The 15,711-nt window shown below is 56.7% G+C and carries 16 protein-coding genes and 1 pseudogene; 13 read left to right on the forward strand and 4 right to left on the reverse strand.

Going from position 1 to position 15,711, the window contains the following annotated elements:
• The first annotated feature begins 95 nt into the window (after positions 1–95).
• From dusA to ACLD9W_RS10200, 4 genes are all read left to right on the forward strand, one after another.
• A complete protein-coding gene (gene dusA / locus ACLD9W_RS10185) occupies positions 96–1,076 on the forward strand; it encodes a tRNA dihydrouridine(20/20a) synthase DusA (protein WP_410841915.1) in 981 nt (326 codons plus the stop codon).
• Positions 1,077–1,190: 114 nt separating this feature from the next.
• Entirely contained in the window at positions 1,191–1,751 is a 561-nt protein-coding gene (locus ACLD9W_RS10190) for a nitroreductase family protein (RefSeq protein WP_410841916.1), read from the forward strand.
• 71 nt (positions 1,752–1,822) lie between these two features.
• Positions 1,823–2,617, forward strand: coding sequence for a thymidylate synthase (locus ACLD9W_RS10195; protein ID WP_410841917.1), 795 nt, complete (start codon positions 1,823–1,825; stop codon positions 2,615–2,617).
• Between the two features lie 517 nt (positions 2,618–3,134).
• Positions 3,135–4,346 (forward strand): multidrug effflux MFS transporter, encoded by a 1,212-nt coding sequence (locus tag ACLD9W_RS10200; RefSeq protein ID WP_410841918.1) that lies wholly within the window; start codon positions 3,135–3,137, stop codon positions 4,344–4,346.
• A gap of 283 nt (positions 4,347–4,629) precedes the next feature.
• Here ACLD9W_RS10200 and pgeF read toward each other — a convergent pair whose 3' ends face one another.
• Entirely contained in the window at positions 4,630–5,421 is a 792-nt protein-coding gene (gene pgeF / locus ACLD9W_RS10205; RefSeq protein WP_410841919.1) for a peptidoglycan editing factor PgeF, read from the reverse strand.
• 146 nt (positions 5,422–5,567) lie between these two features.
• On the opposite strand from pgeF, the gene ACLD9W_RS10210 reads away from it, so the two are divergent.
• The 6 genes from ACLD9W_RS10210 to ACLD9W_RS10235 all read left to right on the forward strand — a co-directional run bounded on the left by ACLD9W_RS10210 (position 5,568) and on the right by ACLD9W_RS10235 (position 11,648).
• Positions 5,568–6,317 carry a GNAT family N-acetyltransferase gene (locus ACLD9W_RS10210; RefSeq protein WP_410841920.1) on the forward strand — a complete coding sequence of 250 codons (750 nt, stop codon included), beginning with the start codon at positions 5,568–5,570 and terminating at the stop codon, positions 6,315–6,317.
• A gap of 76 nt (positions 6,318–6,393) precedes the next feature.
• A complete protein-coding gene (locus tag ACLD9W_RS10215) occupies positions 6,394–7,137 on the forward strand; it encodes a lysophospholipid acyltransferase family protein (protein WP_410841921.1) in 744 nt (247 codons plus the stop codon).
• A gap of 354 nt (positions 7,138–7,491) precedes the next feature.
• Positions 7,492–9,978: a TonB-dependent hemoglobin/transferrin/lactoferrin family receptor gene (locus tag ACLD9W_RS10220; protein ID WP_410841922.1), complete on the forward strand. Its 2,487-nt coding sequence runs from the start codon at positions 7,492–7,494 to the stop codon at positions 9,976–9,978.
• A 343-nt stretch (positions 9,979–10,321) separates the two neighbouring features.
• A complete protein-coding gene (locus tag ACLD9W_RS10225) occupies positions 10,322–10,939 on the forward strand; it encodes a biliverdin-producing heme oxygenase (RefSeq protein WP_410841923.1) in 618 nt (205 codons plus the stop codon).
• Between the two features lie 162 nt (positions 10,940–11,101).
• On the forward strand, positions 11,102–11,344 hold the full coding sequence (locus tag ACLD9W_RS10230; protein ID WP_009425683.1) for a type II toxin-antitoxin system Phd/YefM family antitoxin: 243 nt from the start codon (positions 11,102–11,104) through the stop codon (positions 11,342–11,344).
• Complete coding sequence (locus ACLD9W_RS10235) at positions 11,334–11,648, forward strand: type II toxin-antitoxin system RelE family toxin (protein WP_410841924.1); 315 nt, start codon at positions 11,334–11,336, stop codon at positions 11,646–11,648. The genes ACLD9W_RS10230 and ACLD9W_RS10235 overlap by 11 nt, the downstream gene beginning before the upstream one ends.
• Positions 11,649–11,722: 74 nt before the next feature.
• Here ACLD9W_RS10235 and metF read toward each other — a convergent pair whose 3' ends face one another.
• Entirely contained in the window at positions 11,723–12,562 is an 840-nt protein-coding gene (metF, locus tag ACLD9W_RS10240; RefSeq protein ID WP_410841925.1) for a methylenetetrahydrofolate reductase [NAD(P)H], read from the reverse strand.
• Between the two features lie 248 nt (positions 12,563–12,810).
• Here metF and adk point away from each other — a divergent pair, with 248 nt between their 5' ends.
• A complete protein-coding gene (gene adk, locus ACLD9W_RS10245) occupies positions 12,811–13,458 on the forward strand; it encodes an adenylate kinase (RefSeq protein WP_410841926.1) in 648 nt (215 codons plus the stop codon).
• A gap of 84 nt (positions 13,459–13,542) precedes the next feature.
• Here adk and ACLD9W_RS10250 read toward each other — a convergent pair whose 3' ends face one another.
• Positions 13,543–13,722 carry a protein MIGRI gene (locus tag ACLD9W_RS10250; RefSeq protein ID WP_410841927.1) on the reverse strand — a complete coding sequence of 60 codons (180 nt, stop codon included), beginning with the start codon at positions 13,720–13,722 and terminating at the stop codon, positions 13,543–13,545.
• A gap of 85 nt (positions 13,723–13,807) precedes the next feature.
• Between ACLD9W_RS10250 and ACLD9W_RS10255 the strand changes: the two genes are divergently transcribed.
• Together ACLD9W_RS10255 and metW are read left to right on the forward strand one after the other, a co-directional pair.
• The gene (locus ACLD9W_RS10255; protein WP_410841928.1) at positions 13,808–14,944 is read left to right on the forward strand and encodes a homoserine O-acetyltransferase; all 1,137 of its coding nucleotides are present in this window, start codon (positions 13,808–13,810) and stop codon (positions 14,942–14,944) included.
• Positions 14,941–15,525 carry a methionine biosynthesis protein MetW gene (metW, locus tag ACLD9W_RS10260; RefSeq protein WP_410841929.1) on the forward strand — a complete coding sequence of 195 codons (585 nt, stop codon included), beginning with the start codon at positions 14,941–14,943 and terminating at the stop codon, positions 15,523–15,525. The genes ACLD9W_RS10255 and metW overlap by 4 nt, the downstream gene beginning before the upstream one ends.
• 103 nt (positions 15,526–15,628) lie before the next feature.
• Here the strand turns inward: metW and ACLD9W_RS10265 are convergent.
• Positions 15,629–15,711, reverse strand: a pseudogene (locus tag ACLD9W_RS10265) (IS1595 family transposase); the annotation flags it as partial.

A 15,711-nucleotide genomic window follows, 5' to 3' on the forward strand; every position in this document is an offset into this window, starting at 1 on the left:
AACCGAAAATGTTACAAACAAAAAACCAAGAAAAAACAAATAAAAACATACAAGATGCTGATTATATTGGTTCTCGCCGCCTATCCGTGGCTCCCATGCTCGACTGGACCGACCGCCACTACCGCTACATGGCGCGGCAGATCAGCCGCCACACCTGGCTTTACACCGAAATGATCAACGCCGGCGCGGTGGTGTACGGCGATCCCGAACGCTTTTTGCTGAAAGACGACTGCGAAAATCCCGTCGCCCTGCAACTGGGCGGCAGCGAGCCCGCCGCCCTGGCGCAGGCAGCAGCAAAGGCGGCGGCCTACGGCTACGACGAAATCAACCTCAACTGCGGCTGCCCCAGCCCGCGCGTGCAGAAAGGCGCGTTCGGCGCCTGCCTGATGAACGAGGTTGCGCTGGTGGCCGACTGCCTCAACGCCATGCAGGATGCCGCACCCGACTGCGCCGTGACCGTCAAACACCGCATCGGCGTCGACCGGCAGACCGAATACCAAACCGTCGCCGATTTCGTCGGCACGCTGGCGGAAAAAACCGCCTGCAAAACCTTTGTCGTCCACGCCCGCAACGCTTGGCTTAACGGCCTCTCGCCCAAGGAAAACCGCGAAGTGCCGCCCTTGAAATACGAATATGTCTACCGACTCAAACGCGAGTTTCCCGTGCTGGAAATCATCATCAACGGCGGCATCAAAACCAATGAAGAAATCGCCGCCCACCTGCAACACGTCGACGGCGTGATGGTCGGGCGCGAGTGCTACCACAACCCGATGATTATGCGCGACTGGGACAGGCTGTTTTACGGCGATGCCCGCGCAGCCGTCACCCACGCCGAATTGGCAGGCCGTCTGAAAGACTACGCCGCCGCCCAGCTTGCCGCCGGACGCGGCAGCATCCTGCGTCACATGGCGCGCCACTACCTCGGCCTGATGCACGGCCTCAACGGCGCGCGCCGGTGGCGGCGCATGCTCTCCGACGCCGCCCTGCTCAAAGACAACGACCCCGGTTTGATTCTGCGGGCGTGGGCGGAAGTGGAAAAAGCCGACGCTTTGCCGGTAAACCCGCAGGCCGTCTGAAACGGCAAACCTGCCGCGCGCATTCCTCCCGCTTGTGGCACAATCCGCCTCCCTTCTTCTCACCGCTGGGCCGCGCGAAACTTTCAGACGGCCGCCAACACGAAAGGAAACCCGATGGACGCTCTCGACCTTCTCACCACCCGCCGCTCCGTGCGCGAACTTACCGCTCCCGCCCCCGACGAACTCGAACTGGAAACCGTCTTCCAGGCCGCCACGCAGGTGCCCGACCACGGCAACCTCACCCCGTGGCGTTTCGTCGTGATACAGGGCGGCGAGGCCAAAGCCCGCTTCCGCCGTGCCCTCGAAGAAACCGTCGTGCAAATGAAGCTCGGCGACGACACCATGAAAAAAGCGGAAAAAGTCGCCAACTTCGCGCCGATGGTGATCGCCGTGATCTCCAAAATCGCCGTCGGCGCGGAAAAACCCAAGCCCGAATGGGAGCAGTTTCTCAGCGCGGGCGCAGCCGCCTACGCCGTGCAGCTCGCTACCAACGCCCTGGGCTACGACAACGTCTGGATTACCGGCCTGTGGTGCGGCAGCCCCGTTTTGCGCGAAGCAATGGGCTGCGGCGAAAAAGACAAAATCATCGGCTTCATCATGGTCGGCACCGCGCAGCACGACTTCCCGAAAGAAGAGAAAAACACCGATTTGGAACCATTCGTTACCTATTGGTAACCCCCGCAAAAGGCCGTCTGAAAGTTTTCAGACGGCCTCAATACGCAACACAAACAGGAAACAGGAAAACCATGCGCCAATATCTCGACCTAATGCGCCACGTCCTCGAGCACGGCAGCGACAAATCCGACCGCACCGGCACCGGCACCCGCTCCGTTTTCGGCTACCAGATGCGCTTCGATTTGCAACAAGGCTTCCCGCTACTCACCACCAAAAAACTGCACCTGCGCTCCATTATCCACGAGCTGTTGTGGTTTTTGCGCGGCGACACTAACATCAAATACCTGCACGACAACAACGTCACCATCTGGGACGAATGGGCCGACGAAAACGGCGAACTCGGCCCGGTGTACGGCTACCAGTGGCGCAGCTGGCCGACGCCCGATGGTGGCAGCATCGACCAAATTGCCAATCTGATCGAGCAAATCAAACACAACCCCGACAGCCGCCGCCTGATCGTTTCCGCCTGGAATCCCGCGCTGGTCGACGAAATGGCGCTGCCGCCCTGCCACGCTATGTTCCAGTTTTACGTGGCAGACGGAAAACTCTCCTGCCAGCTCTACCAGCGCAGCGCCGACATCTTTCTCGGCGTGCCTTTCAACATCGCCAGCTACGCCCTGCTTACCATGATGATCGCCCAAGTCTGCGGCCTGCAAGCGGGCGAGTTCGTCCACACCCTTGGCGACGCCCATCTTTACAGCAACCACTTCGAGCAGGCCAAGCTGCAACTCACCCGCGAACCGCGCCCGCTGCCGACCATGACCCTCAATCCGGCAGTGGACAATCTGTTCGACTTCAAATACGAAGATTTCGAACTCAGCGGCTACGACCCGCACCCGCATATTAAAGCGGCGGTGGCCGTCTGAAAAAAGGGAAGGCCGTCTGAAACCCTGTTTCAGACGGCCTTTTGCATTCGGGCGGAAAGCTTTGCAAACCACATCAGGCCGTCTGAAAGACAAGCAGGCTGCCGTAGCCGCGTTTGTGCCCCTCAGGGCTGCGTTCGGGTTTTGCGCCGATTGCCGCCCGATCCTTCGGCAGACGCAGACAAAGGCAGAGCAGGGCGGATTTTGGCTTTGCCAAGGTTTCAGACGGCCTTTTGCATCCGTAAGGCCGTCTGAAAACACGACGGGTTCGGGTAGCATAAAGCACCGTTTGTGCACCGCCGCCCTTTTTCAGACGGCCTCTGCCCTGCAGCACCGTGCGCGGCGGTGTTATAGTGAAACAAAATAGAAAATCTACGGCGTTGCTGCGCCTTGCCGTACTATTTGTACTGTCTGCGGCTTGCTGTCTTGTATCTTTCCTATTTTGTTTCACTATATAATCGCGCCGTTTTTTGTTTGGCCGCCGGCGGGCGGCCGTTTTGTATGGCACACGGATAGGGATATGGAAAAGAAAATACCTTTGGGCAACCGGCAGACGGCCTTTCTGCTGGCGACGCTGACGGCGATTATGCCGTTTTCGGTCGACGCCTATCTGCCGGCGGTGCTGTCGCTGGCCGACGATTTGCACGTCAATGTGCATCTGATCGAAAAAAGCATGAGCAGCTTTATGTTCGGCGTGGCTTTCGGCCAGCTGCTCGGCGGCGCGGTGTCCGACGTGAAAGGACGCAAAACCGTGGCTCTGGCCGGTTTGGCGCTGTATGCCGCTGCCTCGGTCGCGCTGACGCTGCTGCAAAGTATCGACCAACTGATCGGGCTGCGCCTGATACAGGCTTTCGGCGGCGGCATGGCGGCGGTGATGGCGGGGGCGGTGGTGCGCGATTTCTACGAAGGCCGCGAGGCGGCGCAGATGTTCGCGCTGATCGGCATCGTGATGATGTCCGCGCCGCTGGTGGCGCCCATGCTCGGCTCGGCCTTGCAGCAGCTCGGCGGCTGGCGGCTGATTTTCGCCTTTCTCGCCGCCTATTCGATAACCGTGTTTCTGCTGGTGGCGCGTTTTTTGCCGAAAACGGCAGCCAAAGGGCGGATAGACAGGGCGTTTTTCGGCGGCATGATCCGCCGCTACATCCAAGTGCTGAAAACCAAAAGTGCGCTGGGTTTTCTCTTTTTCCAGGCATTCAGCTTCGGCTCGATGTTCGTGTTCCTCACCGAATCGCCCTTTGTCTATATGAAGCTCTACGGCCTGACGCCGCACGCCTACGCCTGGGCGTTCGGCTGCAACATCATCACGATGGGCACCTTCAACCGCATCACCGCTTGGCGGCTGAAAAACGGCAGCAACGCCGAAGACATCCTGCTGTGGGGCTTGGGCATCCAGCTGGCGGCCAATGCGGCGCTGCTGGGCGCGGTGGCGGCCTTCGGCGGCATGCCGCCCTTCGCTTTGGCGGCAGCCTGCGCCATGTTTTCCGTCGGTACGCAGGGCTTGGTAACCGCCAACACACAGGCCTGCTTCATGAGCCGCTTCCGTGAAATCGGCGGCAGCGCCAACGCCCTGCTGATGGCGTCCACCTCGATGATCGGCGCGGGCATGGGCTGGCTGGCAACCGAGCTGCACAACGGCACGGCCTATGTGATGCCCGCGCTGATGCTGTGCGCCACTTTGGCAGGCTGCGTGCTGCTCTACGCCTTTTCGCGCAACACCTGGCAAAAAGGTTGAGCGTCTGAGCGCTTGGCAGCTTTGAGGCCGTCTGAAAAACGGAATAAGCGTTTTTCAGACGGCCTTTTTGTACCGCCCGCGCCGCTTCCGAGCTCGATTGCAGATGCGGAAAGGCCGTCTGAACGATACGGCCGGCATTACGGCGGTTCTTTCAGACGGCCTTTTGGGTTTCAGATTGATTTGAGTTGATTTGAGGCCGTCTGAAACCTGTCGGAGCAACAAAGTTCCCTTTCCCGCGCTTTGGCGCAGGGGTGGGAGTTAGGTGCGCGCGGAATTGACGGTTTCAGACGGCCTCTTCCAGCCACACGGCGCTGACCATGCGTCCCGTCTGTCCGTCGCGGCGGTAGGAGAAAAAGGTGTCGCGTTCGAGAACGGTGCAGTGCGTGCCGCCGTAGATTTGCGTCACGCCTTCGCGGCGCAGGGCAAGGGTGGCGAGGGCGTAGATGTCGGCGAGGTATTTGCCGCCACCGATGCCGGTGAACGCCGCTTCGGCGGTGGGATCGCGCAGGCAGAAGGCGTCGAACACATCTGCGCCTATTTCAAAGGCATCCGGGCCGATGGCGGGGGCGAGATAGGCGAGGATGTCGGCGGGGTCGGCCTGCATGGCGGCGACGGTGTTTTGCAGGATGCCGCCTGCCAGCCCGCGCCAGCCCGCGTGGGCGGCGGCGACGCAGCGACCGTCGGCGGTGCAGAAAAGGACGGGCAGACAGTCGGCGGTCATTACCGCGCAGGCCGCCTTGCCGCTGCGGTCGACGGAGGCGTCGGCGTCGGTTAACGTGGTCAGTGCGTCGGCGGCAGCAACGACGTTCGTGCCGTGTGTCTGGTTGAGATAGGCGAGGGGAACGGGTACGGCGGCTTGGACAATGGCGCGGTTGTGTGCGACGTGTTCCGGGTTGTCGCCGACGTGCGCGCCGACGTTGAGCGAGGCGTAGGGCGCAAGGCTGACGCCACCTTGCCGCGTGGAAACCAGCGTTTTCACATTGGCGGGCGCCGGCCAGTCGGCATGGAGGAAAAGGCCGTCTGAAACGGGCAGGCCGATGGCGGCGGAGAGGGTTTTCGGTGCGGGATAAGGCATGGCGTGCGGCGGGATAAAGTGAAGAAGAGGGCGCTTTTATCACGCCGTTTTGCAGGAGGCAAGCGGCGGCAGGCAGTTGCGCCGCACTTTCAGACGGCCTTTGGGCTATAATGCGCCCCTTTTTTTGCCCACATCCGGAAGGCTTTATGCAAAACAGCCGTTTTAACCAAACCGGCCCGAAAATCGGCCTCAGCGTCCGACTGGCCGAAACCCGCGAAGAAATCGAAGCCGCGCAGCGCCTGCGCTATCGGGTTTTCGCCGAAGAACTGGGCGCCGACATCGCAGGTGTCGACGGCCGCGACACCGACCCCTACGACGAACACTGCCACCACCTGCTCGCTTTCGACGACGCCACCGGCGAAGTTATCGGCTGCTACCGCCTCATCACCGAAGACACCGCCAAAAAAGTCGGCGGCTGGTACAGCGAACACGAATTCGATTTGAGCCCGCTCAAAGACATCCTGCCGCAAACCGTCGAACTCGGCCGCGCCTGCACCCACCCCGACTACCGCAACGGCGGCCTCGTCATGCTCTTGTGGACGGGTCTCGTCAAATTCATGAAAGACGAAAACCTGCGCTTTATGATCGGCTGCGGCAGCATCGAAATGCGCGACGGCGGCAGCGACGCGGCAGGGCTCTACCACATCCTCAAAGAAAAACACCTCGCCCCCGAATCGTGGCGCGTGCGCCCGCTCAACCCGCTCAAATGGGACAAAATCACCCCGTCCGCCCACCCCGATACCCCCGCCCTGATTAAAGGTTACCTCAAAGCGGGCGCCTGGTTCTGCGGCGAACCCTGCGTCGACGAGGCTTTCAACTGCGCCGACGTCCTCATCATGATGGACATCACGCAACTGAGCGACCGCTACCTGCAAAAATTCGCCCCCAAACCTTAAAATGATAAAAGGCCGTCTGAATACCGCTTTCAGACGGCCTCAACCCGTCTGCCCGAACAAAAAACACAACACAGCCATGACCGCCCTCCGCTTTGCCTTCCGCCTTTCCTGCATCGGCCTGTGCCTTATCTACGGCGCCGCCGAAATGTTCTTCCTCTTCCCCTTCTACACCCCCCGCCGCAAACTACGCGCCATCCAAATCTGGTCGCACCGCGTCCTCGCCTCCTGCGGCATGACCCTGCACACCTACGGCACGCTCCCCGCCGAAAACCGCGGCCAAATGCTCGTCTGCAACCACATCTCCTGGCTCGACATCATGGCCGTCAACGCCGCCCACCCCGGCCGCTTCGTCGCCAAAGACGACGTCGCCAAATGGCCGGTTATCGGCTACCTTGCCACACAGGCGCGCACCGTCTATGTCGCCCGCAACAAAGGCGCCGGCGGCAACAGCGAAAAAATCCGCAACGTAACCCAAGCCCTCAAAGACGGCGACACCGTCACCCTCTTCCCCGAAGGCACCAGCAGCGAAGGCCGCACCATCCTCCCCTTCAAAACCGGCTTCTTCCCAGCCGCCGCCGAAGCGCAAGTCCCCATCGTTCCCGTCCTCTGCCGCTACCCCAATCCCGACGGCAGCAGCCCCAACCCCCACACCGCCTACTACGGCGACATCAGCCTCTGGCAGTCCATCTGCATGGTAATCCGCCAGCCGCGCAGCACCGCCGAACTCCACTTCCTTCCCCCCGTTGCCGCAGGCGAGCGCCAGCAAACCGCCGCCCTCATCCGCGAACAGCTGATTGCCAAGCAGCAGGAATTGGGCTGAGGCCGTCTGAAAAACGCATCCGTCAGGCACGCAAACCCGCCCCGCCGCACAAAGGCCGTCTGAAACCCGTTTCAGACGGCCTTTGTCCTGCTGTGCGTTCCAACCCCCCATTTCTGCGTGACGCACAAAGCGACACAAAACTTAACCGGAAAACCACACTCGTGCCCGCAATGTAAAGAAAAGTTGCATTTTACAAAACATTAACACATAATCCGCGCCTTCAAATAAGAACAAGAAAAGGTCTTATTACTTGAAGCAGAACAAATCCATATTTATCAAATAACTGCGAGAATTTCCCACTCCGTGGCTAGACTTCGCAGGTTTTTATTGTTTTATCCGTTTGAAGGAAACCCCATGAAACACAGCAAAATCACCCCGATCGCCCTGCTGGTCGGCCTGATGTTCTGCAACGCCGCCCAAGCCGCCGAGGCCGAAGCACAGACGGCCGCCGAGCAGACTGGCACGCTCGAACAGGTTAAAGTCAAAGGGCGGCGCAGCGCGCCCGCCACGGTGGAGCGCGTCAATGCAAAAACCATTCAACAGGAACTGATACGAGATACACGTGACTTGGTGCGTTACTCGGCAGATGTTGGCGTGGCCGATCAAGGCCGCCGTTTAAAAGGCTTTGCTATGCGGGGTGTTGAGGATAACCGCGTCGGCATCAGTATCGATGGTGTTTCTCTTCCCAGTTCTGAAGAAAACTCACTCTATGCCCGCTATGGCAATTTCAATAATTCCCGTTTGAGTATTGACACCGAATTGGTAAAGGGTGTGGATATTACGAAAGGTGCAGATTCGTTTGACAGCGGAAGCGGATCTTTGGGTGGCAATGTCAATTACCGCACCTTGGATGCAGGAGACATCGTATCTGGAGATCGTCATTTCGGCGGCTTGCTGCGTAGCGGATATGCCAGCAAAAACCGCGAATGGGTTAATACTGTTGGATTCGGTTATGTCGGAGAAAAATTTGATGCCCTTGCTTTGTTTTCACACCGTCACGGACATGAAATGAAGAGCAGAGGAGGAAAAGGCCTGACAGATTTAATCGGTAGTAGCGAAAAAGACAAACAAGACCAAGCAGAACGGGGTTCTACTCGAATCAAACCTGATCCGATGTCGGTAAAAAATAACAGCTATTTATTTAAATTCGGCTGGTCTCCCATAGAAAACCACCGTTTTGCCTTATCGGTAAACGGCCAAAACAATCATAATTTTACTGATGAAAAAACATACTCTTTAACACAGTCTTGGCGTGAAGCGGATGATGTCCAAAAAAGGAAGAATGTCAACTTAAGCCATGAGTGGACACCGGATGCAGGCCGTATTGCTTTGGTTAAAACAGATCTCGACTATCAAAAAACCCGTAATGGTGCAATTAACTATAAAGGCGATATGAATAGAGAGGGAGATTGGCGAAGCGGATACACCTATACCAAAGGTTTCTTGGCAGATCGTGATGAGCGCAATATGGATACTCGTTATAAGCGGTTTTCCCTGCGCATAGATAGCCAATCTTTGTCTCTGTTTAATACAAAACATAGGCTGTCTTTTAAAACATTTATCAGCCGTAGAGACTTTGAGAACGTTAACCATGATATGGATTTTTCTAAGGGTCAGCTAACAGGTGAAAGCGTCTATACCATTATGCGTCCGATGAAGACGGATCAAATCGGATTTTCTTTGCAGGACGGTATAGATATAAATAGCCGATTATCAATGAAAGCAGGTATCCGATATGATCATGAAAAGGTTAAACCTCAGGCATTTCGTGAATCAGTGCCTTGCAAAGATACATGTGTAGACGACGGTAATCCCTCAGGAAAAAGTTTCAATACTTGGAATGGTGTTCTCGGTATGGATTACCGTTTGAACGATACTTGGAAAATCGGCTACCAATTAGGTTCGGGGCATAGGATTCCTACTGCGTCTGAAATGTATTTCACTTATAACAGTGTATACGGTAACTGGATTGCCAATCCGAATTTAAAAGCCGAGCGCAGCATCAATCAAACCTTGTCATTACAAGGGAAAAACGAAAAAGGTTTGTTGGATTTTAATATCTACCATACCAAATACCGTAATTTCTTGTTTGAAGAAGAAAGTACCTTTGAGGCAAGAAATGAGTGGTACTACAAGCCTGATGCTTGGTATCACTGCTACCATAATCCCGCTCTTTGCGGTCCTACTGTTACAACAATCGGTCAACAAATGGTTAATATTGACAGGGCAAAAGTTTACGGATTGGAGCTGAAGGGATCTTTGAATTTGCATAAAGTCTTACCGGTATCTGAGGGTTGGAAGTTTTCAGGATCTCTCGGATACAGTAAAGGCAAGTTGTCTGGTGACAGTCGCAGTATGCTCTCGATACAGCCGATAAAAGCCATATTGGGCTTAGACTATGAATCTCCTGATGATCGTTGGGGTGTTTTTTCCCGTGTGACTTTTATGGGTAGAAAAAAAGCAAAAGATGCTCAAATATCCGAACAAGACAGACATTGTGTAAGACATAAAATTGATCCGTGGACAGGGGAGGAGTCTGAAGATTGTGATAAATATTCTGACTACTATGCTAAAACATTAGATTATCGCTGGCTTAATAAAGCAGCAACAGTAGTGGATGTATTCGGTTATTACAAACCGGCTAAAAAACTGATTTTACGGGCAGGTGTTTATAATCTGTTTAACCGGAAATATCATACTTGGGATTCGTTGAGGGGAATTAATCCTAGAGCAACTATAAATTCTTTAAGTGTTTCCGATCCTCAATCTTCCAAGCAGGGTCTCGAACGCTTCTACGCCCCCGGCCGCAACTACGCCGTATCGCTGGAATGGAAGTTCTGACCCGAAACCAAACCTTTCAGACGGCCTCTTATCTTCATAGGCCGTCTGAAACGGCAAAAAGGACGGCAATTGCCGTCCTTTTTTATTTGCCCTGCCCGCCTGCGCGAATCTGCATGGCGCGGCTCGCGCCATGCCGTCCTGATAATAAAAAAACGTGAAATTTGAGTAAGTTGATGTAAAGAAAAATTTGCAGAGAAGGCCGTAGTCGGGGATAATCCTCACCATATCCGCGGCGAAATATTCCTATTAGTCCGAAATTTTGCCGCAATACATCTTTTTCAAACCGTTTCAGACGGCCTTTGCCCGCAGAAGCCGTCTGAAAACACCATCACAAGGAAACATCATGAGCAACGAGATGACTTTTGCCAAAAAGCTGAAAGAGCAAACCACCACCACCCACGACAGCGTCGACAATCTGGTGATGTCGGTAGAGCCTTTTGTCAGCAACGAAAACTACATCAAATTCCTGAAACTGCAATCCGTGTTCCATAAAGCGGTCGACCATATCTACAAAGACCCCGAGCTGAACAAACAGATTCCCGAACTCGAATATATGGCGCGTTACGACGCGGTGGTGAAAGATTTGGCCGATTTGGGCGAAAAGCCCTACGAATACGGCAAGTCGCTGCCGCACGAGACGGGCAACAAGGCCATCGGCTGGCTCTACTGCGCCGAAGGCTCGAACTTGGGCGCGGCGTTTTTGTTCAAACACGCCAAACAGCTGGCATTCGACGGCGAAAAAGGCGCGCGCCACCTTGCCCCTCATCCCGCAGGCCGCGGCAAACACTGGCGCGCTTTTGTCGAGCTGCTGAACGCGCTGCCGCTGGACGAGGCGGCGCAGACCGAAGCCATCGAGGGCGCGCGCGAGGCGTTTGCGTTTTATAAAGTGGTGCTGCGCGAAACCTTCGGCCTGCCCGAAGGCGCGGAAGCGCCCGAAGGCATGCAGGCGCACCGCCACTAAGCGGCATCCGCATCTTTCGGCAAACAAGGCAAAAGGCCGTCTGAAAACGTTTCAGACGGCCTTTTTGCGGATGGAAATCATAAAGATATTTCAAAATGCTCTTAAAGCATTGAAAAACGGATAGAATGTCGGCAGTCTTAATCACACAACGAGGAGTAAACCATGCACACTATATTTGCCGAACATGCCGTTAGCGTTACCGAACTCAAACGTAATTTCAGCGCGATCGTGCAGGAGGCCGAAGGTGTCGTGATCGTACTCAACCACAACCGTCCGGAAGCCTATCTTGTCCCTGCCCGTTTTTACGAAAAGCTGATTTCTTATATGGAAGATTTCGAAGACGCCAAAATCGTGTTGGAGCGCCAGGATTCCCCGATCATAGAGGTATCTATCGATGATTTATAAAGTTTATAAGCCGAAATATAAACTGGCATTTTGCATTGAGGCGAAAGACGAATGGAACAAACTGGATGACGACGTCAGGCAGCAGTTGGGCAAGAAACTCAAAAAGCGTTTGGAAAACCTGCATGCGCCTTCGGAAGCCCTGCGTAATCTGTCGGGCTTCTACAAAATCAAACTCCGCCACGCGGGATGCCGCCTTATTTATCAGATGCACGGCGAAACACTCACAGTTGTCTTGGTCGGTATCGTCGGCAGGCAGGATAGGGACGCAGCCCGCAAGAAAGCGGAAAACCGGCCGGACAGTTGAACCGTCGGAAATATTCGATACATAAAGGCCGTCTGAAACTTTGCTTTCAGACGGCCTTTTCCTACCTGCGAGGCTCAGTAGCCCAAGCGCTGGCAGATGGTAGACGACAGCCCCGCCTGATTCATGGTGTAGAAGTGCAGGCCGGGGGCGCCCTGTTCGAGCAGGCGGCTGCACATTTCGGTGACAACGTCGAGGGCGAGGGCTTTGATGGCGGCGGTGTCGTCGGCGTAGGACTGAAGTTTCAGGCGTAGCCAGCGCGGGATTTCCGCGCCGCAGGTGTCGGAAAAGCGGGTCAGTTTGGAGAAGCTGGCGATGGGCATGATGCCGGGAATGACGGGAATGGCCACGCCGCGCCCCTGCACTTCGTCGACGAAGCGGAAATAAGCGTCGGCGTTGTAGAAATACTGGGTGATGGCCGAGTCTGCGCCCGCTTTGGCCTTGCGCACGAAGTTTTCGATGTCTTCGTCGGCGCTGCGCGCCTGCGGGTGGTATTCGGGATAGGCGGCGATTTCGATGTGGAAGTGGCTGCCGTATTCGTTTTTGATGAGTTCGACCAGCTCGTTGGCATAGCGCAGGCCGCTGCCGCCCGCTCCCATACCCGAAGGGATGTCGCCGCGCAGGGCGACGATGTGGCGCACGCCCATTTCTTTATAGGTGTCGAGCAGGCTTTTCACTTCTTCGACGGTCATGCCGATGCAGGGCAGGTGCGGCGCGGCGGGCGTACCTTCGGCGAGAATGTCGGCGATGGTTTGCAGCGTGCCCTCGCGGGTAGAGCCGCCCGCGCCGGATGTGCAGGAGAAAAATTCGGGGGCGAACTGGCGCAGCTGTTTGCGGGTGACGGTTTGTTTTTCGCGCCCTTCGGGGGTGCGGGTGGGGAAAAATTCGAAGCTGAGGGTTTTTTTGGCGGCACTCATGGCGCGGTTTCCTGTGGCAGTGTTTTTCAGACGGCCGAGTGTAGAGCTTCAACTGTTTGATAACAAGATAAAAAAATGCGCTTTGGTGTGAAAAATACTGCGCTGCGGCATGAGCGGGATTTTTGACTTTTGATTTGTTTGGGGATTTTTGCCGACGCGCAATGAGGCCGTCTGAAAACGCCCCGCGCTTTTCAGACGGCCTGCAAAGCATTAAGATACGCTAAATTTTCTTAACAAAAGGAACCACCATGAAAGTATTGTTACTCGGCGCACCCGGCGCAGGCAAAGGCACACAGGCGCAATTCATCACTGCCGCCTTCGGCATTCCGCAAATCTCCACCGGCGACATGCTGCGCGCCGCCATCAAAGCGGGCACGCCTTTGGGTTTGGAAGCGAAAAAAATCATGGACGAGGGCGGCTTGGTGCGCGACGACATCATCATCGGCATGGTGAAAGAACGCATCGCCCAGCCCGATTGCGCCAAGGGTTTTCTGTTTGACGGCTTTCCGCGCACGCTGGCGCAGGCCGAAGCCATGCAGCAGGCGGGCGTATTGCTTGATGCCGTGGTGGAAATCGACGTGCCCGACAGCGTGATTATCGAACGCATGAGCGGCCGCCGCGTGCACTTGGCTTCCGGCCGCACCTACCATGTGGTTTACAATCCGCCCAAAGCCGAAGGCAAAGACGACCTCACCGGCGAGGATTTGGTGCAGCGCGACGACGACAAAGAAGAAACCGTCAAAAAACGCCTGGCCGTGTACCACGAGCAAACCGAAGTGCTGGTGGGCTATTACAGCAAACTCGAAGGCAAGGGCGCGCCGAAATACATCAAGGTTGACGGCACGCAGGCCGTGGAAGCCGTGAAAGCCGAAGTGTTGGCCGCCTTGGGCAAATAAGGCCGTCTGAAAAGCAAAAAGGCCGTCTGAAAGCATATTTCAGACGGCCTTATTCTTTGTTTGCCGTGCTTTCAGACGGCCTGTTCACACCGCCAGCCAATATCTGAGCAAAGCCAGCAGTGATACGCCCGCGCACCACCACGCGGCGAACACAAAAACGCGCCGCGCCGCCCGCTTGTGGCGCGCAGGCAGAAAACGGGCGGCCAGCAGCAGCACGGCGGCGGCAAACAGCAGGATTTTGACGGCAAAAACGGCGGAAGACATAGTAAAAGGCCGTCTGAAACGACCATGCAGAAACAGGGACGGAACGCTATAATACGGCCTTTTCCTTCCCGCCGCGCCTCTTTACATGACCGCCTCCGACAGCATCGGGCTGGTAACGCCCGAAAAAATCCCGTTTGACCAAACACTTGCCCTGCAAAACGGCCAAACCCTGCCCCGCTTCGACCTGATGGTGGAAACCTACGGCACACTGAACGCCGAAAAAACCAACGCCGTCCTCATCTGCCACGCCCTCTCCGGCGACCACCACGTTGCCGGCCGCCACCGCCCCGACGACAAACACCCCGGCTGGTGGGACAACATGGTCGGGCCGGGCAAACCCGTCGACACCCGCCGCTTCTTCGTTATCGGCCTCAACAACCTCGGCGGCTGCGCCGGCAGCACCGGCCCCCTCAGCACCAATCCCGAAAACGGCCTCGAATACGGCGCCGACTTCCCCGTCGTCACCGTCAAAGACTGGGTCAACAGCCAAGCCCTGCTGGCCGACCGTTTCGGCATACGAAAATGGGCGGCCGTCATCGGCGGCAGCCTCGGCGGCATGCAGGCGCTGCAATGGGCGATCGACTTTCCCGAACGCGTGCGCCACGCCCTCGTCATCGCCTCCGCCACCCGCCTGTCAGCGCAAAACATCGCCTTCAACGACGTCGCCCGCCAGGCCATCATCACCGACCCCGACTTCCACGACGGCCACTACCGCCGCCACAACACCATCCCCCGCCGCGGCCTGCGCATCGCCCGCATGATGGGACACATCACCTACCTCGCCGAAGAAGGGCTGGGCAGAAAATTCGGCCGCAGCCTGCACGACGGCATACAGTACGGCTACGGCGTCGAATTCGAAGTCGAATCCTACCTGCGCTACCAGGGCGACAAATTCGCCGAACGCTTCGACGCCAACACCTACCTGCGCATGACCAAGGCCCTCGACTATTTCAGCCCCGCCGCCGCCTTCGGCAACGACCTCACCGCCGCCCTGCGCCGGACACAGGCCGGATTCTTCGTCGCTTCCTTCACCACCGACTGGCGCTTCGCCCCGCAACGCTCGCGCGCCCTCGTCAAACACCTCGTCCGTGCCGGACGCCCCGTCCAATACATCGAAGTCGAATCCAACCACGGCCACGACGCCTTCCTGATGGACGACGCCCCCTACCTCGCCGCCGTTTCCTCCTATATGGACAACGTTTACAAGGAATTGCAGCCATGAATGCCCTGCGCGACGACCTTCGCCTGATTTACGACTGGATACCCGCGGGCAGCCGCGTGCTCGATTTGGGCTGCGGACGGGGCGAACTGCTCTCCGCCCTCGTGCGCGACAAACAATGCAGCGGCTACGGCGTCGAAATCGACACCGAAGGCGTGCTCGCCTCCATTGCCGCCGGCGTCAACGTCATCCAGGCCGACTTGGAACAGGGCTTGCAAGACTTTGACGACAACAGCTTCGACGTCATCGTTTTAAGCCAAACCATCCAGGCTATGCAGAACACCGAAACCATCCTGCGCGACCTCACCCGCGTCGCCCGAGAGGCCGTCGTCTCCTTCCCCAACTTCGGCTACTGGCGCAACCGCCTGCAAATCACCCTCGGCGGCCACATGCCCGTGTCCGAACGCATGCCCTACCAGTGGTACAACACCCCCAACATCCACTGGTGCACCCTGCACGACTTCGACAAACTCTGCGCCCAAAACAACATCCGCATCCTCGAACGCGCCGTGATGACCGCAGGCCGCCGCGTCGAAACCCTGCCCAACCTCTTGGGCAGCCTCGCCTTCTACCGCGTCGGCTGAGGCCGTTCCCGCCTTCGCGGGAATGACGTTTCTGAAAACGCAGTTTGAACGAAGTGCAAAGCATGAAGGCCGTCTGAAAAATGTTTGGGGCTGTCCTAGATAACTAGGATAAATTATCTATTACCAATTGTTTCAAAATGGAAATTTGAACTTTTATTTCACTATTGTTAAAACGCCATTTGCACT

The organism is Neisseria sp. WLZKY-1, assembly GCF_046546535.1.
Taxonomy (GTDB): domain Bacteria; phylum Pseudomonadota; class Gammaproteobacteria; order Burkholderiales; family Neisseriaceae; genus Neisseria.